Raw genomic sequence first — 21,549 nt, forward strand, 5'->3', positions numbered from 1 at the left:
CGCTCTATTCAGAGCGGCTCAGGCTGTCGCGAGAGAGTGTCAGCGTTTCAAGCGCCTCTGCGATATGGCTCATCTCGATCGCGAAGTCGCCTGCACGCACGCGAATTCTGTGAGCGGTAATCATAACATCCGCGACGCGATACCCTTCGGGCGGTACAAAGCGATAGGACGCCAGTTCGATGCGCAGGCCGAGAGGGTCGCGGAAATAGATGGAGTCCATAAACCCGCGATCCACTGGACCTGAATGCTTGATACCTCTTGCATCAAGCCTGTCTGGAATTTGCGAGAATGTTGCTTGGCTCACCGCAAAGGCAAGGTGATGTACGGAGCCGATATCCTCTGTCACGGCGGCATCGTCTCGCATGCGATCTTCGCTGGTGAAGATGGTGATCAACCGACCGTCACCGGGGTCAAAATACAGATGGCTTTCGGATGGCGCGTCTCTGTTTGGCTGCTCAAAGACAAAGGGCATTCCCAAGACACCTTCCCAGAAGTCAATCGATGTCTGACGGTTCGCGCCCTTTAGCGTGACGTGGTGGACACCTTGCGTCGCGATTGGCCGGATCTGGTGTTGCATGGCTGACTCCGTATTCCTTATGAGCGTAGTGTGCCAGTTTCGTGCTCACCGAAAAACCTAGACAAATGCAGAGGTCCTCTGCGCGACTGCTGAGTTAGTCGGCCTGCGGTGGTTCATGCCCGGTCAGAAGCCCGCGCCGACACCGAGAAAACACGCCGAAAAGGCGCAGCGTGGCCACGCATTGGGTCAGAGCCAATGACATACCTACAAGGATAGCGCGTAGTCCGTATGGGTAGCTCGACCTTGCTTTCGGGATCGCCGATCATATTAGCTGTTTTGTGCCAGTGCTGTCCGGTTCCATTTTCATACTCCCGAGTACACGCGCCCATGTCGTTCCAGCACAACTTTGCGATGACCTTCGATCCCGATGCGCAGCCCATCGAAGCGGATAGCTTTGGTGCGCGCTATGTCTCTCTTCGGGGCTTTGACAGATTCATGGAGCAGATCGGCCAGACCGATATCGGCATGGTGGTTTGGCCCGGCGGCTCCTTGGCCGAGAATGACGACGACCGCTACGGCATTGAATTCCAAGACCTCTATAGCGGGGACTATGACCGTCCGGGTCTAAGCGATTTGATGGACGTTGCGCGGGATGAACATCTCTCGCTCTCTATCGTCTTGCCGACAGCCCGCTATGAATATGATCTAGAGGGGCTTCGGGCCGATGCATCAGGCTTCTTCAGCGATCTCTTCAGCGGCAAATTCGGGGACTTGCCGGACAAACTGGTGCTTGAGTTTGGAAATGAATTCTACAGCCATTTCGATGGTGCGACCGAGGCAGAGCAAGCCAGCCATTATGCCGATGTCGTCAACACCTATGCCGAGGTTCTCCATGACCTCGAGGACAGCTACGACATTCATCCCGACAACATAGAATACAGCATTCAGTTGGGCCGGACCGAGGACGGCAACGTTAGCTTGATCGAACACATGAGTGACGATGCGATTACCCTGCCGGATATGTTGTCGGTCCATCGGTTCACGTGCTCACCCGCCGCGGCAGATCGGGGCATCGATATCGTAGGGATCGCCAAAGACCTGTGGGCGGACAGTGCCGAAGACCTGGGGGGTAAGGCACCCGGCCTATACCTGTCGGCCTACAATGCAGCGTCCCTATCGCGCATCGAAGCTGCAGAAGATTTCTTGTCCGACCCCGAAAATGCGGGCCTAACGCTCGAGGATTTGGACCTTGAGGGCCGGAGCCACCAGGCGTTCGAACAGCACTATCAGAACATGCTGGCGATCCGACCCTTGGGGATGCAGCACGCAGAAACGATCCTTCAGACATTTGCAGATTACCATGCCATCGGCGCCGAAGCTGCTGGCGTCTATGGTTGGGACCTGACGCATACAGCGGCGTCTAGCTACACCGAGGTAGACGGCACGTCACATCTGTTTGTCGGCGGGCAAGTCCAGGACATGATGGCCGAGAGCTTGGCGGGCACGCGGGTCCTGAACTGGCATGACGCCAATGATCACACCGACCGCGAGGCTGGAACGGCCTATGCCTTTGACAGCGAAGACAAGCTTGTCCTGTTTCTTGGCGGGCCAAAAACACTTCAGGACGACATGACGGTCAGCATTGACCTACGCACAATCGGTTCCGTTCAAAGTGTGTGGGCTGAAGGTCTACGCGCCGAAGTGCCAGAGGATTGGCAGGCGATGTACGGCATTCCTGATGTTGAAGGAGTGGATCAAACCCCCGAAAGCCTGAGCTACGCCGAAGGCATCCGCGAAACGGTTGATCTGACTCAAGCCGGAAACATGCTGACCATGTCGTTTAGCCATCCAGACGAGATTATCCGATTGGTCTTTGCCCGCACAGAAACTGGTGCAAGCGACATTGCGGAATGGTCAAACAGCGATCCTCTTGAGATCGACGAAGAAGCGTACGACGAACTACAGGCAGCAGATGTTAATGCGGTCATTGATGCCAGCTGGCTACTCACACACGAAGACCTGCCCGACGTTCAATTCGAGGCGGAAACGGATAACAGCGACGGAGATGCCGACGACGACAGCGAAGGCGATTTCGGTGCTCTGCTCGGTGTGATGTTGTTGGGGCTTCTGGCGCTTGGTGCCAACTGATCGAAGCGGACAATGTCGCTTCGAGAAAGCAGCAAGATCTTCTATTCGACAATACAAATCTTGGGAAAAGAAAAGGGCGACACACTAGGGAGGAGATGTGTGTCGCCCGAATTTCCAAGATGATGTCAGGGAGGAGGAGAGACATCATCTACACTTCATACATAGCCAAGATCGAATGCTGCCACAAAAGCCAATTCTGCAATGCCGCAATGCGATCGGGGCATAGCTCTTCCAAATGCGTTGAGGAGCAGTTCAAAGCTGGGGTCCCCTGTAACTGGAAAGTTCAGCAGCGCTCTTGTCAGCCGGCATAACCGAAAACGTTCTTGCTCTGCGTTGGATGCGCCTCTGCCCTGGCGAGTGCGTCGCGGCCGACAGAGTTATACCGAGGAATATGCCGCATGCATTTGAATAGGGAAAATTATAAAAAACAAAATATTAAGGCATTCACCTCAGAAATCGAATGAAGTGCGAACCGGAAGAAGCGTCAGTATCTGTCCGACGTGTAGGGTTCGATGTTGAAGCTGATCTCATCTCCGTCGGCGAGATGCACTTCCAAAGTCAGCTCGCTACGTTCAATTTCGTCGACATCCATCTGACGATAAACACTTTCAAGGCGATCCAATTCCTCGACTGCTTTGAAGCGGTGAACAAATACAAAATTGACGGTTGGAAAGCTGTCTAGATGCTGCTCCAGCAAAATGAAGCGCGTCTTCTGTTTGGGGGGCACGTTTCCTCCTTGTGTAAATTTTCAGGCCGAGAATGACAGAAAGATCCCGCAGGACCGATGACTCTGTCATTTCAGTTCGTGCTCATGTTTGTCATCAGCGCCTTTATTAACGCGCAGAGCGGGCACCGAAATCAGGGAGCTGTCACGCGTAACGCAATCATCGCGTGTGCGTCAAGATCTGGGTGCATCCAGCAACTACAGCTTCCCCGACGTTAAATCTCTGTGTTCTGACCGACGTTCGCCTCGGCAAAGGGCGGCAACCGAGAACATTTAACAATTGCTCGGTCTCATCCCGCTCGCTGCATAAAAAAGACAGCTGCCATGAAGAAACCAATCGCGATGATAAATCCCCGTAAGAGCGCTGTATTCTTGATACGGCGTGCGAAAGTCGCGCCGACATAGCCTCCGATCGCGCAGGATACGCCTACAATCGCGAGGGAATTCCAATCAATCAGTCCTGCGGCAGTATATGTTGCGACTGAAACGACCGAGAGCACGAACGACATCAGGTTCTTTAGCCCGTTCATGTGATGCAAGTTGGTCATGCCAATTAACCCAAAGGCTGCGAGCAGCATGATGCCTAGCCCCCCGTTGAAGTAGCCGCCATAGACCGACACCCCGAACACAATCGTCAGGGCTGTGGGAAGAGAAGCCTGCCTGCCCTTTTGCGTGAGATACCGCAAAATCCTTGGACCAACGGCAAAGGCGACGGTGGCAATCAAAAGCAACCACGGCACAACACCTGAAAATAGGTCTTCGGACGTCACCAGAAGCAGTCCCGCCCCAAGCAGTCCACCCACCACAGCCACAGCAATCAACTGCATCAAGGAGGGATTGCTGTCGCCCGCGATGTCAGCGCGGTAGGCCCAAGCGCTACTGGCATAGCCGGGCAAAGCGGCAAATGTCGCCGTTGCATTCGCTACGATTGGCGGCACACCTGCCCACACGAGTGCCGGGAAAGACAGAAACGTCCCGCCCCCTGCGATTGCGTTCAGCATTCCGGCTCCCAAACCTGCAACGGCCAGTACGACATATGTCAGCATGATTGTATTCCTTTGAACTGAACGGTCAGTTGCACATCTGCAGATTGGTCTGCAAATTGGTCTGGACGGAGGATCAAATGGCAGCGCGCTTACAACAAATCGAAGAGGCTCTGACGCGATATCTTGCCAAGGCGGGGTTGCAACCTGGGGACAAGCTGCCGCCCGAGCGCGAGTTGTCTCGGGTTTTGGGCTGCAGCCGCGAAACCTTGCGGCGCGCGCTGGCAGCACTGGAAATACGCGGAGAGCTGTGGCGGCATGTGGGCCAAGGCACTTTTCTAGGCGTGCGCCCGCCGGGGCATCCCGTGCGCGAGGCGATCCTTGTCCAAGGGGCATCGCCGATGCAACTGATGCAGGCACGGCTGACCATCGAGCCATCGGTCGCGTCCGAGGCCGCTACTTTGGCGTCAGCCACGCAAGTTGCTTGGCTCAAGGACGTCATCGCCCGCGGACGTGCGGCAACCACGAGATCTGAATGCGAACAGCTGGATGCCGCCTTCCATCGCGGGATTGCCGAGGTCACAGGCAACCCGATCCTCCTGGGATTGCTTGATTATCTGGCGGACGTGCGCCGCCATGCTGCTTGGCAAAGGGAATGGGAGCAGACCTACCGCCGCCTTGGGGTTTCGACCTTTACCTCGCTTCATTGCGAGCAACACGCCCGGGTTGTCGATTGTATTGCTCGTCGGGCAGGGGACGAGGCAGCTATAGCCATGCGCCTGCATCTAGAAACGATTTTTGATGCGATGCGGGGAGCTTCATTCCTCTCGTGAATTCCATTTAAGAACCTAGCTCTGAGCTTTATTGTGACGCATTGAGGCTTTGCGCAAAGTGCACGATAAAAGCAAAGAGACCTGCACCCCAGATCTCAATTGACCCACATAGTACTGACTTGTCTGGTACTGTTCTTGCGAATTTTGGGGCCACCCGAGGCTAGAGTGTCGGACTTTGGATCACGATGACGGACTGGTTGCATCATTGGGTAAGAGCAGGGCGCTCATTTTCTTGTACCCAATAGTACTGTGCGATCTGTTGTCGTTATGAGATTGAACGCCAGAATATCCACTTAACCGACCCTCACCTGCGAGGCCCTTAGATTAGTGTGGTTTAAGCCATTCAGACCCTAGGTTACTGATCAAGGTGAAGAGCAAAGAGAAAACTGTTCGGAGAACAGTTTCGGCGACGTAAGATGGCGCCATAATCGGTCAGCTTCCTTGGTCGCGAGAAGTCCAGCATGACACTGACTTGATGCGAAATCAGCAGATCTTTCTGCCTCGGGCATCCTGCCATGGGTCTTTCAAGCGCTCGCAGCAGCATGTCGCTGTGGCGCGGAAAATCCAGTTATCCCTAGTGTTCAGATTTCACCAGCCGCCTAAACCAGCGACTAAAATGGTCAAGGCAAAGCCGGCGCACCCGACGTTTCGCCATAGATTATCAATCGATTTATATACTTTTCTCATTTCTGCCCTACTGATACGCAAAAGCAGCAATACAGAAAAGCCGCTCACTGATTGTAAGGGTCGAAGTAAGCTTCGGCCCTTTATTTTTGAGCTGTTAGGGTGAGCTGCCTTTCGACCAACCTGCTGTTGCGATGTCTGAACTAGGTGAAGAGACGCGCATCGGATAGGCACAGAAGTTCTGGGTGCTCAAAAAGGCACGGCCACTAACAATCGTGCCGAGCTAGACGGGTAGGTGCAGTTGCGTTTCGCTAACTGTTCCAGCGGTATCGGCTATTGGACTTTCTAGCCTCATTTCGTACGTGCGTGGGCATGATGGAAGCCCGTTCGGGGCACTTCACACCAGTCGCTTCTGCCAGGAGAATAGACATAAACCTCGATTGATGTCGCCGCTCTACGTCCGTCTCTATGTGAAAGCACAAGCACGATGACCGCGATGTGGCGGCACTTGCCAAAGCCCTAATGTGGCTGACGAATATCATCCGTTCCAGTCAAGTCAGATGGGGCTGCTCAAGCAGCTGAAAACTAAGATTTCAAGTAATTCAGCCTTCAACAAGCAGGACGCATAATACGCCTGACGGTAAATGTAGTGGCCTATTCCTTTTCACCTCTACTCTAACTGATCATCGTAGCCTTGATGAGCACCTTTTGAGATATCGGTCGGTTATGTAGTGCTGCGCGCCTCGTACTAATATCGGTGTATATGAGCTGATTGTCGGATCGGCTCACGCGGTTTCTAGGGACAGCAGGCCGTCGCCCTAGACGCGCCCGGCATTGGCCTTGAATTCGATTGGGCGCGTTTGGCGGAATTTGAAAGTCGATGAATCAGCTAACACACTGGAATATCTACAGATAGCCTTTGCGTTAAATGTGCAAAAGATTGAATGGTAGCGTATGATATTTTGGCCCATAGGACATGTGTTCTCGGCCGTCTTGCGTGTTTTCTCTGCGCCAAAGATCGGCCCGAAATCAGTTCAAGTTAAATAGGTGAGAAAAATTTGGGTCGCTCCGTTTTTTGTATGCTGAAAGCTATTTTTGGACAAATAAACAACAGGTTAATGGTTCCTGGGAAATAGGTATGCCACTCCTTCTGAACGTGCTAACCCAAGGTATGCTACAGAATAGAAAGATATATTTGTAAATTCGCAACATTGCGCGACGTTTGACTCCACAGCAGGAGGCAACGGAACCATCACTTCGCCCCCGCTACGACTAGATGACACGCAAAAGGGGAAAGCTGATGGCGCTGGTAAAATCGAAGTCCGCGACCGCATCGAACCGCTCTGGAAATTCTAACGGGGCAGATGCCGCCTCGACATCGCGGGCCAAGGCCCCAGCAACAGGCGTTGATCAAAAGCGTCAACGGGCGCGCACTGTCGCGAAACGCAAGCAAACCGCAGATGCCATCGCCGCGGCCTGCGCAGAACTGAGTGCTGGCATCCAAGAGGCCAGCGCAGCGACCCAGCAGCTGTCCGGCGCGATGAAGCAAATTTCGACCGGCGCGGTCGAGGCAGCCTCGGCGAGTGAAGAGAGCGCGGCGTCCATGACCCAAGTGAACCGCCGTGTCGCGTTGCAGGCCGAGACGGCCAAGAAGTCGCTTGAGGTCACGGAAAAGCTGCAGGCCTTGATCGCGGAAGCCGACACCGGCGTGAACAACCTGATCGGGAATGTGGACCAGAGCGCCAAGCGTCAGTTCGCCTCTGTCGAGTTGATGAAGGATCTGGAAAATCAGGCCCAGAACGTCATCGAAGCCGTCAACCAAGTCATCCGCATTGCAGATCAGACCAATCTGCTGGCCTTGAACGCAGCGATCGAGGCCGCCCGTGCTGGCAAGCACGGCAAGGGCTTTGCGGTCGTGGCGGACACCGTACGCAAACTGGCCGAAGCCTCTGAACGGAATGCCACGGACATCGATGGTCTGGTGCGCAACATTCAAGAAAAGGCGGGCGTCCTGTCCAATAACGTGGGCGACGCGGCCAGCACAGCAGCGGACGAGGTCGAGAAGTGCCGCACGGTCACCGACAATCTGGTGCAAATCCGCGACGACATGGAGGTCATCGCGCAGGGCGCTGACATTCTGTCGAAAAACGCGAACGAGATGGGCGCCGCCGCCGAGCAAGCGCTGAAAGGGGCAGAGCAGATCGCAGCCGCCGCCGAAGAGCAGTCCGCGGGTGCTGAGCAAGCTGCCAAAACCGTTGAAACCCAAAACCAAGCGCTGAGCGAAGCGGAACGCGCCGCGACAGAGCTGGTCGAGATCGCAGAAGAGCTGAGCACCGCAAGCGACATCGGTAAAGCCTCGGAAGAGATGGCCGCCGCATCCGAAGAACTGGCCGCCACCATCGAAGAGCTGAACCGCGCCAGCGACGAGATCAACACCGCGATTTCTGAAATTCTGGACACCGCAACCCTGCAAGCCTCTGCCGTTGAAGAGGGGGTCGCGGGCATCACGCAGATCGAAACGAACTCCAAGGTCTCGAAGGAAAATGCGAGTGGTGCGCTTGAGAAGAGCAACTTGATCAGTGGCTTACTGATTGAGAACCGCACCGCGATCGAGAACATCATCTCGGGCGTTAGCGATGCCATGACCGCTGGCCAGCAATCTGTAGCCGAAATTCAGGAACTGGACGTTGTTAGCCGCCGTATCGACAAAATCGTCGATGCCATCGCAAACGTGGCCATCCAGACCAACATGCTGGCCGTGAATGGCGCCGTCGAAGCGGCCCGCGCGGGTGAATATGGCAAAGGCTTTGCTGTGGTATCCACGGACATCCAGAACCTGGCCGAAGACGCTCAGAAGAATGCTGACGACATCAAAGACATGGTCAAAGGCATTCAGGACCAGATCGCCATCGTGCGCACCGACCTGACCGAGACCGCTGAAAGCGCCCTGCTGGAAGTGGAGCGCGCCAAAACCACAACGACTTTGCTGGAAACTGTCGCCGCGGACATGAAAATCGTGCTGACCGGCAACCAGGACATCCTGAATTCCTCGGACGAAATCCTTGAGGCGGTTTCGACCGCCAAGCAAGGGATGGAGCAGATTGCCGCCGCCGCCGAAGAGGCGCAGACCGCCGCAAATCAGGCTTCGGTCGCAGCCACCGAGCAGAGCAAAGGCGCAGAGGAGCTGTCGATCGCCATCGACAACATCGCCGCAAGCGCTGACGAACTGCAGCTTGGCTAAGCATCTGACAGGGCAGGCGGCCACTTGGGCCGCTTGCTGGTTGGTTTCGATACCGGAGGCGCGACATGGGTCAGCAAAACCAAAACAGCTTTTCAGAGTTGGACAATGACGAAGAACAGCTTGGGTCTGTTCTGCAATACGTGAGCTTTCTGATACGGGACGAATTGTTCGGTTTCGGGATCGAGATGGTGCAAGAGATCATTCGTGTACCGGAACTGGCGCGCGTGCCCATGACCCCGCCGACGATGCTGGGGCTGGCCAACCTGCGCGGTGAGATCCTGCCCGTGTTCGACCTGCGAAAAATGCTAGGGGTGGCCGCGCCAGAGACCAGCGATGCCTCTCGGGTGATTGTGGTCGAGGACAAGTTCAAGGTCGGGCTGGTCGTGGACCGCGTGGCGCAGGTGCTGAACGTGCCCGAAGACAGGATCGAGGATGCGGACGCAATCGAGAAAACCGTCGCCTCGAACCTGCTGAAGGGCGTGGTCAAGAACCTTGGCAACCACGATTTGGTGCAGCTGTTTGATCCCAGCCGCCTGCCGGATTTTGCGGACCTAGAGATTGCGAACCATGATGCCGAGGCAGCCGCCCTGTTCGGCTCTGGCGGGATGTCGGCGGCCGGAATGGACGGGGCTGGCGTCAGCGCAGAGAGCGCGGATGAAAACGTGCTTCAGATCGTGTCTCTGTCGATTGGCAACGAGGAATACGCCTTCAATCTGGCCGATGTGGACGAGATCGTGCGCGTGCCAGAAATCGTGTCCGAAGTTCCAAATGCGCCCGAGACCGTGGTGGGCCTGACCAGCCTGCGGGACCGCGTTCTGCCGCTGATCAGCCTTCGGGCCTGCCTTGGCGTCGCGCGGGAAGAGGCGAACGACAGCAACCGTGTTGTGGTCCTGCAAATTCCCGATGGCACCGGCGTGGTGCGCCGGTTCGGCGTGATCGTGGACCGCGCCCGCGAGGTTCTGCGGATCTCAGAGGACTATGTCGAAGAGGTCCCCGAGGGCATCAGGCGCCACGGCTCAAACGATATCGAATGCATCTGCAAGCTCGAGGGGGGCAAACGACTGATCTCGGTCCTGTCCGCCCGCGAGATCTTTTGCGGCTTGAAACTCGGCGAGGCGGACGAGGCGCTGGCCGCGTCTACCCTCGAGGTCGAGATGGAACGTTCAGAGGAAGAGGACATGCAGGACGTAACGGACGAACATGGGACCGACGACGAACAGCTGGTTGTGTTTAAGTTGGACGACGAAAACTTCGGGATCAGCATTCATTCGGTTCAGGAAATCATCCGACTGCCAGAAAGCTTTGTCGCAGTGCCGAACGCGGCTGGTGAAATCGAAGGCCTGATTAATCTGCGCGGTATGGTGATGCCGGTGATCGACATGCGCCGCTACTTTAACCTTGCTTCCTGCGACCGCAGCGAGCGTCAGCGCATTGTCGTTTTGAACGTCCAAGGCATGCTGACGGGCTATATCGTGGATAGCGTGACCGAAGTCCTGACCGTCACCGCAGCTGATCTGACACCGCCCCCGACCCTGAACACCGAAGCCGCTAGATACGTGCAGAACGTCGCCAAAACCCATGGCGGCAAACGCATGGTGTTGGTTCTGGATAGCGGTGCCTTTGACATGGTCGATCCCGCAGAATTGGAAGCTGCCGCCGAGGAGGTCGTGGAGGCATGAAACTACTGATCGTCGAGGATTCTGCATTGATGCGGCGTGTCCTGCGCGAAAACTTCGCCGATCAGGACGACCTGGACTTGGCTTTTGCCCGGGATGGCGAGGATGCGCTGGAGAAGCTGGAAAGCTTTGAGCCGGACGTGATCACGCTGGATATCAACATGCCTAAGATGGACGGCCTTACCTGTCTGGCCCACATCATGGAGCAACGCCCGTGCCCCGTGATTATGCTGTCTTCGCTAACAGACAAAGGGGCGGTCGCGACCTTTGAGGCGCTGGAATTGGGCGCAGTCGATTTTGTGGCCAAGCCCGACGGCACCGTATCGGTCAATCTGGAAAGCGTCATGGGCGAGCTGAAGCGGAAGATCCGCTCGGCCGCCTCTGGGCGCAGTGCACGCACGGCGCGCCCCACACGGCGCGCACGCACCCCAGCGCCGCGTCCACGGTCGATTGCTCCGGCCGCTGACACACGGCGCAAGGCCACGCGCACCTATGTGCCAGATCTGCTGCTGATCGGCAGTTCGACGGGCGGGCCGGGGTCGCTTCAGACGCTGCTCGAGGGCATCCCTGCGGATTTCCCCGCACCCATCCTGATTGCACAACACATGCCGCCAAAGTTCACCGCGGCCTTTGCCAAGCGCCTGAACGACACCTGCAACGTAGAGGTGGTCGAGGTGTCGGAGACGCGCCCCCTTCATGCGGGTGTCGTCTATCTGGCGGCAGGCGGCGGCGATGTTGTCGTGCGCAAAAAGTTGAACCGCCTTGTGGCGGAGCCTGCCACCTCTGACCCGCAATTCGTCTGGCATCCCAGTGTGTCACGGATGGTCGCCAGTGCCTTGGACCACGTGCCCGCAAACCGCCTGATGGGCGTAATGTTGACCGGCATGGGCGATGACGGGTCCGACGAGATGGCAGAAATCCACAAGCAGGGCGGTTCAACCATCGCTGAGTCCCAAGAGACCGCCGCTGTCTTTGGCATGCCCGGACAGCTGATCGAAAAGGATGGCGCCTCGGTGGTGCTGCCTGTGCATGAAATCGCAGCCGAACTGTGTCGCTGGACCAGTTCTCTTTCTAGCGCAAGGAGACGGCAATGCTCTTGAAGAAAAAGCAATCTAGCGACGTCGCGATCGCAGAGCTGTCTGTGGATCAGGCGATCGAGGACTTGGGCCATCCCGATGCCGCGCGCCGCCGCGAGGCCGCCGTCGCTCTGCATGGGGCAGAGGGCGCAGTCACGCCGCTGATCGACCTTCTGCAAACTGAAGCGCGCCCCGAAGTCAGAGAGGCCGCAATCGCGACGCTGCTGTCTGTCGGGTCCGGTGATGTGATCGACTTTTTTATCGAGCAGCTGCGCGGGGACGAAGCGAACCGCCGGAACGAAGCCGTCTACGCGCTGCAACAGATGCCAGAGCAATCTGCGGAGAAAGTCAAAGCCTTGCTCCATGACAGTGAACCCGATGTGCGGATCATGGCGGTGGACGTGGTGCGAATGCTGACCATTTCGAACGCGGCGATCTGGCTGCGCGAACTGCTGCAGAAAGAGGATCAACCCAACGTGGTCGGCGTCACCGTGGACCGGCTCTGTGAAATTGGCAGCATCGAGGATCTGCCCACGCTGGAACAAACCAAAGAACGCTTTGCCGATGATCCCTATCTGCAGTTCTCGATCGATCTGGCGATGAAGCGGATCATCTGCCTTGATGCGGAGGAGCCGATTTGAGCACCGCAGTCCTGAGCAAAGAAGATTTCGATGTCTTCCGGGAATTCTTCTACAAGAAGACCGGCATCGAATTCGATGATAGTAAACGATATTTCGTCGATAAACGGCTGCTGAAGCGGATCGAGGAAACGGGCGCGCGATCCTTCCGCGACTACTTTATCTCGGTCCGGTTCGAGTCCAGCCAGAAAGAATTCCAGAACATCGTCAATGTGATGACGGTGAACGAGACCTATTTCTACCGCGAGGACCATCAGTTCCACACCATGACCCAAGATGTTCTGCCCGAGATCGTCGCCCGCGACCGTCCCCGCAAGGACCCTCTGCGCATCCTGTCTCTGCCCAGTTCCACCGGCGAAGAACCCTATTCCATCGCCCTGCAACTGATCGAGAACTGGCGTGATCTCGAGCATTACGACGTAGAACTCGAAGGGGCCGACATCGACACCGAGGTGCTCGAGAAGGCCAGAGAAGGGGTCTATAATCGGCGCAGTGTGCAATATCTGCCCCAAGACGTGCTGAACCGGCATTTCGACACGCTTCCCGGCGGGCGGTTCCAGATCTCGGACGATATTCGCGAGGCGGTGCACCTGTTTCAGGTGAACCTGTCCGACCGTGAAAGCGCGCGCAAGCTACGGCGCTTTGACCTGATCTTTTGCCGCAACCTGCTGATCTACTTTGACGACAAGTCACGGCAGCAAGCCATCAACACGCTTTTCGATGCCCTGAACCCCGGTGGGTTTCTGTTCCTTGGGCATTCCGAAAGCATCAGCCGCATGACCTCGATGTTCGAGGTGCGCCGCTTCCCCCAGTCGATCGTTTATCAAAGGCCCCTGACATGACCATGCACAACACTGCCTTGATTATTGACGATGCAACCACCGTCCGCATGTATCACCGGTCGCTGGTAGAGCAGGCTGGCTGGGTCGCGCTAGAAGCTGAGAACGGCGTCGAAGCGCTTGAAAAAGCGCTGGAATTCGAGATCGACCTCATCCTTGTGGACGTCAACATGCCTGTGATGGACGGCTATTCGTTCATCAAAGCCCTCAGAACCTCCGAGACCTTGGGCCAGATCCCCGTGGTCATGATTTCGACCGAGGCACAGCTGGTAGACAAGGACAAAGCCTTTGCCGCTGGCGCGAACCACTACCTCGTGAAGCCTGCAACCCCTGCGGACATTACCACTCTGCTAACGCTTCTTGCTGTGGAAGGAGAGGTCCATTGAACGCGCTTCTGACCCAATTCGTTGCGGAAAGCCGCGACCTGATCGAAACTGCGTCCAAGGCACTGCTCGACCTTGAACAGAACGCCAACGACAAGGATCAGATCGACCAGCTGTTCCGCGCGGTCCACACGATCAAGGGGGCCTCGGGCCTGTTCGAATTCCAGCCCCTGACCAAGACTGTTCACGCGGGCGAGGATTTGCTGGACACCATTCGCGCGGGTGATGTGGCGTTCACCTCCGAGATTGCGGATGTCCTGCTAGAGATGCTGGATCGCTGCGTCGAGTGGTTAGATCAGGTCGAAGAGAATGAGGCGCTGAACGACAATGCCGCCACGATCGGAGAGGCCCTGAGCGATCGCCTGCGGGCGCTGATCGACACCCCCGTTGCTGGGGCTGCCCTAACCGACGACGCCCCCGAGGCCGAGGAAGTCGCGCTGTCGTGGCCCGAGGATATCCCCGAGCTTGACGTCAACGGCGCCGTGACGCTGGTGCGCTACACGCCCTCTGAAAACGCGTTTTTCACGGGCGACGACCCTTTGCGGACGGTGCAGAGCACGCCGGGCTTGGTCTGGTCGCGCATCGTGCCCCCCGAAGACTGGCCCGTCTCGGGTGAAATCGACCCGTTCATGTTGGCGATTTCCTTCGACATCGTGAGCGATGCGCCCCCGCAAGAGGTCGAAGAGCATTTCTCGTATGTCAGCGACGAAGTCACGTTCGAGGCGATTGCCGCGGCCTCTGACGCGCCAGCGCTTGACGAGCCGCTGCGGGCGATGGCCAGCGCGCTTTTGGCCTCGCAAAGAGAGCTGCTGGCATCGGATCAGGCTAGCCCCGCCGAAGAGCACTGCACGGCCAGCGCGGGCGTGGTCCTGCGGCGCATCGCGCGCTCTATCGGGGTGACGCTGACGCCGGATCTAGATCCGAACAACCCACGCGCGACGCTGGATGCGTGGATGGCGCTGTTGCAGCCTGCGCTGATCAAGCCCGCGCCCGTCGCGGCGGCCAAGCCAGTCGAGGCCGCACCAGAAGAGGCTGTCGACGACGGACCAGAACCCGCCAAGCAATCCGCGACACCCACACGAGCGAACTCTCACCTGCGGGTCAGCAGTGAGCGCATCGACACCCTGATGAACTTGGCCGGTGAGTTGATCGTCGCCAAGAACGCCATGCCTTTCCTTGCGCAAAAGGCCGAGGCCATCGACGAAACCGGCGAACTGGTGCGTGAAATCAAAGCGCAGCACAACACGATCAACCGCATCTCCGAAGAGCTTCAGTCCGCGATCATGCAGATTCGCATGGTCCCGATGAGCACGATCCTGTCCCGCTTCAACCGTCTGGTTCGTGACATGTCGCGCAAACTTGGCAAGGAAATTCAGTACGTTGTCGAGGGCGAGGATACCGAAGCGGACAAAGCCATCGTCGACGAATTGGCCGAACCCATCGTTCACTTGATCCGCAACTCGATTGACCACGGCCTCGAAGACCCCGCGATGCGCGAGGCCTGCGGGAAACAGCGCATGGGAACCATTCATGTCAAAGCCTATCAGCACGAGGAAAGCGTCGCGCTCGAGGTCATTGACGACGGTAAGGGAATCGACGTCGACACCGTGGTCGCCAAAGCTCTGGAGCGCGGCTTGGTAGATCAGGAAAAAGTCGCCAACATGTCCCACGCCGAGGCGCTGCAACTGATCTTCTTGGCCGGTCTGTCGACCAAGGACGCTGTCTCGGACCTGTCCGGTCGCGGGGTCGGCATGGATGCGGTCGCCAGCATGGTGCGCCGCCTTGGCGGCACCATCGCCATTTCCAGTGAAAAAGGGCGCGGCACCAAGATCACCATGAAGCTTCCGCTGTCTATGGCCGTGCAACGCCTGATGATGGTCGAGGTTGGCGACGGCCTTTACGGCGTGCCCATCGACCGGGTGGTCGAAAGCCAGAAAATCAAGTCCTCGAACATTCGCAGACACCGCGATGCCGAGATGGTGGTCATGCGTGACAGGCTCATTCCTTTGGTGCGGATGCGCAAGCTGTTTGCCTGCGATAGCAGCGACGCCGATGACATCCTGAGCGTGATGGTCGTGGATGTGGACGGACGGGAATCCGGCCTTGTGGTCGACAAATTCCACCCCGGCGTCGACGCCATCATCAAGCCCATGACCGGCGTTCTCAGCAATTACCCCTGCTATTCGGGCACCGCTCTCTTGGGCGATGGCTCGATCCTGCTGGCTCTAAACCTGAGGGAGATCATCGAATGCCAATATCACTAACCTCCGAGGCCGCAGTGCTGGATGGCTACATCGATATCACCGAGGTGGACGCGCTGTATCCTTGGTTGCAAGACCACCCCGAAACCCCTGTCGATGTCACAGACTGCACCGGCGCGCACACCGCTGTGGTGCAGGTTCTGATCGCTTGCGGGGCATCGATCCAAGGGGCCGCAGACACCACAGATTGGCGCCAGTATCTGCTGGCAGACCGTCAGTTTTACGCAAAAAAGAGGACTTAATTTATGGCACACGTCATGATCGTAGATGACAGCCCCACCGTATTGATGAGCATGGAAAGCTTGCTGCAACGGTTCGGGCACACGGTCGTCAGCGCGAATACCGCCGAAGACGCGGTGGACAAACTTCGCGGCGGTGAAGAGCCCAAGATGCTGATCACCGACCTTCACATGCCGGGCAAAAGCGGGATCGAACTGATCGGCTTTTTGCGCCAGCACCCCGCACATCGCTTTACGCCCATGCTGGTGTTGACCACGGACTCCCAACAGGACCGCCGCGACCAGGCCAAAAAGGCAGGCGCCACCGGCTGGCTGACCAAGCCAGTTGATCACAAGCAGCTCGAAACCGCGCTGCAAAAACTACTGCCCAACGGCTAAGGTGAAAGGAACGGGAGATGACCACGTATAATTCATTCGAACTGGAGAAGAATCTGGTCCAAGGGCAATCCTACGTCCAGCATCTGCCGCGCTTTGTGGATCTGCTGAGTGATCTGACCAAGAACATCGCCCACGAGACGAACGAGTCCTCGATCCAGTTCATGACGCACCTGACAGAGATCGAAGGCACTTTGATCGCAGAGCGCGACAAGTGCAATGAAGCCATTCGCCATCTTGGCGGCCTAGAAGACGCCATGGAAGAGCACGAAGTGGACAAGCGCCGCCTTGAGGCTGACTTGCAGAAAGCCATCGAAGTTGGCCAGTTCGTGAGCGAAGAGATCCGCACAACACGCAGTGCTATGGCCTCAATCGCGGAGTCGATTGACGGGGTGCGCCAAGAGCTGCGCGAGATAGAAAATTTTAGTCGTGAAATCAAGATGATAGCTGTTAATGCATCAATTGCTTCCGCCCGCGCCGGCACAGCTGGCCGTGAGTTTTCAGTCATCTCGTCCGAGGTGCGCCGTTTGGCATCAGAGACCGAGAGCGTGACCAACCGCCTCGAACCCTTGATACAGAGTGCGCTGAGAGAGCTGACGGTTCATGCAGCCGTGGCCGAAGGCGAAGAAAAAGAGACAACAAGTCAAGAAGACATCTTGGACAGCCTGTCGGTTCAGCAAGAAACCTTGGGCGCTGCCGTTAGTAATCTGTCAGAAATGACAACCAGTTATCAGGACTTACTGAAGTTGAACATGCAGCAACAGCAAGAGAAGAAAGCCACCCAAGAGAACATCGAGGACTCGATCCGCTCTGCGATATCCAGCGCTCAGTCCGGCGATGTGATCCGACAGCAAGCCGAAACCATTGACGAAATGCTTCAGGAAATGAACCGGTTTATCAAGGACACGGACCTGAATGCCGATATCCGCGCTGGTGTGGACAATCTGATCCAGAAGCTGTCGCAGAAGTACGTGATGTATTCACAGCGCCGAGTGCACATTGAAAGTGGAAATGCCTCGGACAGCCAATGGAGTTCGGCGGATAGTGAGCTAAGCTTCGAGCTTTTTTGAAGCTACGGTTCTGCATCTCTGCCGCGAGTGTTTAAATTATTGGCTTAAACAGATCTTGGATAACTGCCGCTTTATGCCTGAAGCAGGCGCTAAAGTTATTGCGGCTGAAAATGTGAATTCGACATAGACTAAGGTCGGCGCCTCGGAGTGTATTCGGCGGATAAACAACTCGGCGTTGGAAAAGTTGCTGAGACACTACATAATGAGTGCCCTAAAACTAACTTCTCAAATCGCTAAGTCGGCTCTCAACGGAGGCACACGGACAATGCACGTGGGCAGGAACTTTGGTAGCTACAGCTATGACGCTGCACCTAGAAACGCATCTCCATGCGACGCAGGGAGCTGGGTCCATGTATTGAACTCATCTCAAGAACCGCGCTCCATTAGCGGTCCTGTCGCGCTTAGGTGCGCCGGATAGGCAGTTTTGCACGGCGTTCGCGATGAAAGATGTACAAACCTGCCCCGAAGATCACGATCGTGCCCAAGAGCGTTAGCTGATCCGGTACGTCGCCAAACATGAAAAACCCGATGAAGATCGCTCCAAGGATTTCAAGATACTGGAAGGGGGCGAGAATGCTCGCCTCTGTCTGGCTGAACGCATAGGCAATGAGCAGGAACGTCGCCGCTGCCAGCGCGCCTGCCCCGATAAGTCCAAGCGTCATTTGCGGCGTCATCGCAGCTTGCATCGCGCCAAGGTCTGTTGTGATCAGCATGGTCACCAGCAACGTGAGGCAGGCATACAGCGAAGACCCCAGCTGGAATGTCAGAGCCGATGTCTGCCGGGTCGCTCGGCGTGTGGCGATCATGTTCAGCGCATAGCCAAATGCCGCTATAATCGGCAGGAAGACTGCAGGACCAAAGACCGCAAAATTCGGTCTCAGGATCAATAGCACACCCAACATACCAATTCCGATCGCCGCATAGCGATGAGGGCCGGGCTTTTCCCCAAGCATGAACCCCGCCAGCAAGGTGAGGAGCAGCGGCTCCACAAAGAAGATAGCGATCGCCGTTGCGATGGGCATAGCTTTGAAGGCCGCAATTAGGCACAGGCTTACGACAGCGACGCATTGGCCGGACACAAAGGACCAGAGAGAAAACGCAGAGCCGCTCAGGCGGTGGCGTAGAAAGGCGAACGCACCCGCCAAAAAGATAGTCTGAACGACGGCGCGGATCGCTGCGATTTGCGCGGGGGCAAGAAACTGGGTCAGATATTTCGAGATCGCATCGCCCATTGGCAAAAGAAACATGGCAACAGCCATGACACCCATGCCGACAAAGGACGCAGAAGGTTGGCGCAGATGCGCCTGATCTAATTGAGACATCTCGAACTCCTTCGCCGCAGAATGTGCTGCGGCTCAAGATCCGGGCGTGCAGGACTGACTGAAAAAAGCGCATCGCGACGCCATCGCGGGCACGATCCGCCCTATTTCAGAGAAAGGGCATGTGTCAACGCCTAGTTGCTGTTGGGAAACATCAACCGATTATGGCTAGGAAGTTCTGGATCCGCGTTGGCGTCCCGTCGAAATACCTTCCGTAACAGCGCCGCGCCAGACGCTCGACCCTTTGCATCGCGTGCAGATGCGATTTCCGAAGCCTTCGCTGGCAAAGGGTCTTTTACAGCTGAGGCAATGGCGTTCGGCGGGGGTGTCTGGTCGCGCCCGCTTCGTAGCATTGCCGTCGCGCCAGGTGCTGCCATCGTTTACTTTGTCCCTCGAAATTGGCTGCGTTTCAGCGCCACCATAGAAGTTAAGCGTATCGGCAGACTTCATTCACCGATACCCGGACGAGGACTGCCTGGCTGGGGTCCAGTCTCAGGTGCGCATATTGCGCGAGAGGTCAGTTTGATCGCAGAACGGGCACGATATAGTGTCCTGATTTCGCTCTCAGAAACACCGTCGGCCCGCATAACGAGCTGTGTCATGGGGTCGGCTAGCATTCGCTCAACATAGACATCGGAGCGTTCCTTAGTACGGCGCTTGGGCGTAACAGATTTCGTGCAACCCTCCACGGTGTCGTGCGAAATGGCGGAGGTGGTCGCGATATACGCCGCTGCTATGCTGCGTATTGTGGTAGTATTGAGTGGATGGATCATTTTGTATCTCTATGAACAAAGGGAAGAAACGGGACTGGCTTTCGTCTGCCCCAAGGCTTCTTAGCGCTAGCGTCGCGCAACAAAGCCCGTGATTTTTGACGTGAATTTTTGTAGTTAGACGCCAAACGATAAAGAGATGTCTCTGGTCCAGACCTCGAAGCCAGACAGCTTGCCCGGGCCGAACATATGCGTCAGCGGAACATCTGCTGCGTCCCTGCCGCGCGCCACCAGAATGCGTCCGATGCGCCGTTTGTTATTGCGCGGATCAAAGACCCACCACTGGCCGTTTAGATAGACCTCCATCCATGCAGCGAAGTCATCCGGAGCGTGAGGCAGAGGTTCCCCGATTTCACTAAGGTAGCCGGTACAATATCTGGCTGGAATGTTCATGCAACGACAGAGAGCGATCCCGAGGTGGGTGAAATCGCGGCAAACACCGTAGCCTCCAGCCAGCGTTTGCGAGGCCGTGCGGGTCGCATCGGCCTTCATGTAGTCAAAGATGATCGTATTGTGCACGTAGTCGCTGATGGCCTGAACACGCTCCCAGCCGGGGGCGAATTCTTCGAACGTATCCCAAGCCAATTCCGACAGCAGGTCAGTGTCGCAATAGCGACTGCCCAAGAGGAAAACGAGTGTGTCCGAGGGCAGATCTTCAACTGCGTTCTGCTGTGCGTCCGGCCGATAGGGATCAGGTAGGCCGTTGTCGCGAAAGATACCGTCCGTGGTTAGCGTGAACTCGCCAGCAGGAGCCATCATGCGGGTGCACCAATTGCCGAACCCATCGCGAAAGCTTTCGATCGGGACGCTTGGCTCAGTCCCCAGATGGTCTGCACGTTCCAGATCTCCGAAACGCGAATAGTGCACGTTCAGAAGAGCGATCAGCGGGGTCGGTTGAGTCAAAGTATGGGAGATCCTGCAACCGATATGCATGCGCAACGCCGCTGTGTTGTTTGTGCTTTGGTCTAAGTGCGCGTCCAGAGTCATAGACAGTCCTTTCAATCACCTCGACAGAGGTTGTTTCAGTGGTCCGACCACGGGTGCGGCAGAGCAGCTTTGCTCCGCATGCATCCTCTTTGGGCGGCACACCGACGCCCTCGAGGAGCGTTCGAGTGTGGGCTTCGACCGCAGAAATTCGCACACAGTTAAAACGGCGTGCGCCTTAGGGCGCGACGGTTGGAACGTAGCCAGCTGACTTAGCCGCAACCACAAAAGCTCTGCGGGCTTCGGTCACGGAACTCATGCATTCCATCGCTGCTTCGATCTTCTCCAGCGCAACTTGGCGCGCGTCGTCGGCGACGGGCCATTTTCTGCGCAGCCAATGGCGCGCTTTTTCAATCGTGCTTAACCGTTCAAAGTCGTTTTCATCGTGAATTTGCAGGGCGATCGGGGTGCCCCATTGTATTTCAATCATAGTCAAGTCCTTGGTCTATGGAACGATCCCCTTCGGCTTGCCTGCTGGGGCAGCCTGCGTGTCATCCAAGATGATGAGGACTGGTGTGCCGAATACAGGGTTGAGTTCACCCTGTCACATCCGGCTTGGCTGTCGGCACGCGATAACGGCACCGGAGTCTTTGCTTCATCGGTCTACACATGGAGCGATAATTTGCAGACTAGGTTGCTTTCTTGTCCGATTTTGTTTCGGATGCAGGTGTCTGCTCGGACACTACAGCTTGGCGCTTCAAATCTCCGAACTTGCCACGGGTAGGCCGTTTTTTTGCAGGCGTACTCAGAAAATCCTTGAGATCAAGCTGCTTCTTCGGCTGGGAATAGCCCATTTCCGTCTCCTTATGTCGTTTGGGAATTCCCGCACGGACACATTTAGAAATGTTG

The 21,549-nt window shown here is 56.7% G+C and carries 19 protein-coding genes; 12 read left to right on the forward strand and 7 right to left on the reverse strand.

Annotation, left to right across the window (positions count from 1 at the left end; translation table 11 throughout):
* Positions 1-4: 4 nt before the first annotated feature.
* Entirely contained in the window at positions 5-565 is a 561-nt protein-coding gene (locus BM225_RS19075) for a VOC family protein (protein WP_092465260.1), read from the reverse strand.
* A 339-nt stretch (positions 566-904) separates the two neighbouring features.
* Here BM225_RS19075 and BM225_RS19080 point away from each other — a divergent pair, with 339 nt between their 5' ends.
* Positions 905-2,665: a hypothetical protein gene (locus BM225_RS19080; RefSeq protein WP_092465218.1), complete on the forward strand. Its 1,761-nt coding sequence runs from the start codon at positions 905-907 to the stop codon at positions 2,663-2,665.
* 484 nt (positions 2,666-3,149) lie between these two features.
* On the opposite strand, the gene BM225_RS19085 is transcribed toward BM225_RS19080, so the two are convergent.
* Positions 3,150-3,392 (reverse strand): hypothetical protein, encoded by a 243-nt coding sequence (locus BM225_RS19085; RefSeq protein ID WP_092465219.1) that lies wholly within the window; start codon positions 3,390-3,392, stop codon positions 3,150-3,152.
* Between the two features lie 287 nt (positions 3,393-3,679).
* On the reverse strand, positions 3,680-4,435 hold the full coding sequence (locus tag BM225_RS19090) for a sulfite exporter TauE/SafE family protein (protein ID WP_092465220.1): 756 nt from the start codon (positions 4,433-4,435) through the stop codon (positions 3,680-3,682).
* Positions 4,436-4,512: 77 nt separating this feature from the next.
* Between BM225_RS19090 and BM225_RS19095 the strand changes: the two genes are divergently transcribed.
* From BM225_RS19095 to BM225_RS19145, 11 genes are all read left to right on the forward strand, one after another.
* Positions 4,513-5,205: a FadR/GntR family transcriptional regulator gene (locus tag BM225_RS19095; protein ID WP_092465221.1), complete on the forward strand. Its 693-nt coding sequence runs from the start codon at positions 4,513-4,515 to the stop codon at positions 5,203-5,205.
* A 1,924-nt stretch (positions 5,206-7,129) separates the two neighbouring features.
* On the forward strand, positions 7,130-9,070 hold the full coding sequence (locus tag BM225_RS19100; protein ID WP_092465222.1) for a methyl-accepting chemotaxis protein: 1,941 nt from the start codon (positions 7,130-7,132) through the stop codon (positions 9,068-9,070).
* Positions 9,071-9,135: 65 nt separating this feature from the next.
* Positions 9,136-10,749 (forward strand): chemotaxis protein CheW, encoded by a 1,614-nt coding sequence (locus BM225_RS19105; protein ID WP_092465223.1) that lies wholly within the window; start codon positions 9,136-9,138, stop codon positions 10,747-10,749.
* Positions 10,746-11,846: a chemotaxis-specific protein-glutamate methyltransferase CheB gene (gene cheB, locus BM225_RS19110; protein ID WP_092465224.1), complete on the forward strand. Its 1,101-nt coding sequence runs from the start codon at positions 10,746-10,748 to the stop codon at positions 11,844-11,846. Before BM225_RS19105 ends, cheB begins: the two co-directional genes overlap by 4 nt.
* Positions 11,837-12,463, forward strand: coding sequence for a HEAT repeat domain-containing protein (locus BM225_RS19115; protein ID WP_092465225.1), 627 nt, complete (start codon positions 11,837-11,839; stop codon positions 12,461-12,463). Before cheB ends, BM225_RS19115 begins: the two co-directional genes overlap by 10 nt.
* Positions 12,460-13,302 (forward strand): CheR family methyltransferase, encoded by an 843-nt coding sequence (locus BM225_RS19120; RefSeq protein ID WP_092465226.1) that lies wholly within the window; start codon positions 12,460-12,462, stop codon positions 13,300-13,302. Before BM225_RS19115 ends, BM225_RS19120 begins: the two co-directional genes overlap by 4 nt.
* Entirely contained in the window at positions 13,299-13,685 is a 387-nt protein-coding gene (locus tag BM225_RS19125) for a response regulator (protein WP_218157083.1), read from the forward strand. Before BM225_RS19120 ends, BM225_RS19125 begins: the two co-directional genes overlap by 4 nt.
* Positions 13,682-15,946 carry a chemotaxis protein CheA gene (locus BM225_RS19130; RefSeq protein WP_092465227.1) on the forward strand — a complete coding sequence of 755 codons (2,265 nt, stop codon included), beginning with the start codon at positions 13,682-13,684 and terminating at the stop codon, positions 15,944-15,946. The genes BM225_RS19125 and BM225_RS19130 overlap by 4 nt, the downstream gene beginning before the upstream one ends.
* Positions 15,931-16,185, forward strand: coding sequence for a hypothetical protein (locus BM225_RS19135; RefSeq protein WP_143095421.1), 255 nt, complete (start codon positions 15,931-15,933; stop codon positions 16,183-16,185). The genes BM225_RS19130 and BM225_RS19135 overlap by 16 nt, the downstream gene beginning before the upstream one ends.
* 3 nt (positions 16,186-16,188) lie before the next feature.
* A complete protein-coding gene (locus tag BM225_RS19140) occupies positions 16,189-16,560 on the forward strand; it encodes a response regulator (RefSeq protein WP_092465229.1) in 372 nt (123 codons plus the stop codon).
* A gap of 17 nt (positions 16,561-16,577) precedes the next feature.
* Positions 16,578-17,627, forward strand: coding sequence for a methyl-accepting chemotaxis protein (locus BM225_RS19145; RefSeq protein WP_092465230.1), 1,050 nt, complete (start codon positions 16,578-16,580; stop codon positions 17,625-17,627).
* A 401-nt stretch (positions 17,628-18,028) separates the two neighbouring features.
* Here the strand turns inward: BM225_RS19145 and BM225_RS19150 are convergent, their stop codons facing one another.
* The 4 genes from BM225_RS19150 to BM225_RS21890 form a co-directional block, all read right to left on the reverse strand.
* Positions 18,029-18,949, reverse strand: coding sequence for a DMT family transporter (locus BM225_RS19150; RefSeq protein ID WP_092465231.1), 921 nt, complete (start codon positions 18,947-18,949; stop codon positions 18,029-18,031).
* 884 nt (positions 18,950-19,833) lie between these two features.
* Positions 19,834-20,655: a transglutaminase-like domain-containing protein gene (locus BM225_RS19155; protein WP_177218663.1), complete on the reverse strand. Its 822-nt coding sequence runs from the start codon at positions 20,653-20,655 to the stop codon at positions 19,834-19,836.
* A 223-nt stretch (positions 20,656-20,878) separates the two neighbouring features.
* The gene (locus tag BM225_RS19160) at positions 20,879-21,130 is read right to left on the reverse strand and encodes a DUF982 domain-containing protein (RefSeq protein ID WP_092465233.1); all 252 of its coding nucleotides are present in this window, start codon (positions 21,128-21,130) and stop codon (positions 20,879-20,881) included.
* 199 nt (positions 21,131-21,329) lie between these two features.
* Complete coding sequence (locus BM225_RS21890; protein WP_177218661.1) at positions 21,330-21,494, reverse strand: hypothetical protein; 165 nt, start codon at positions 21,492-21,494, stop codon at positions 21,330-21,332.
* Positions 21,495-21,549: the final 55 nt, after the last annotated feature.

Origin of the sequence: Donghicola eburneus, assembly GCF_900115865.1 — a bacterium.
Taxonomy (GTDB): Bacteria; Pseudomonadota; Alphaproteobacteria; order Rhodobacterales; family Rhodobacteraceae; genus Donghicola; species Donghicola eburneus.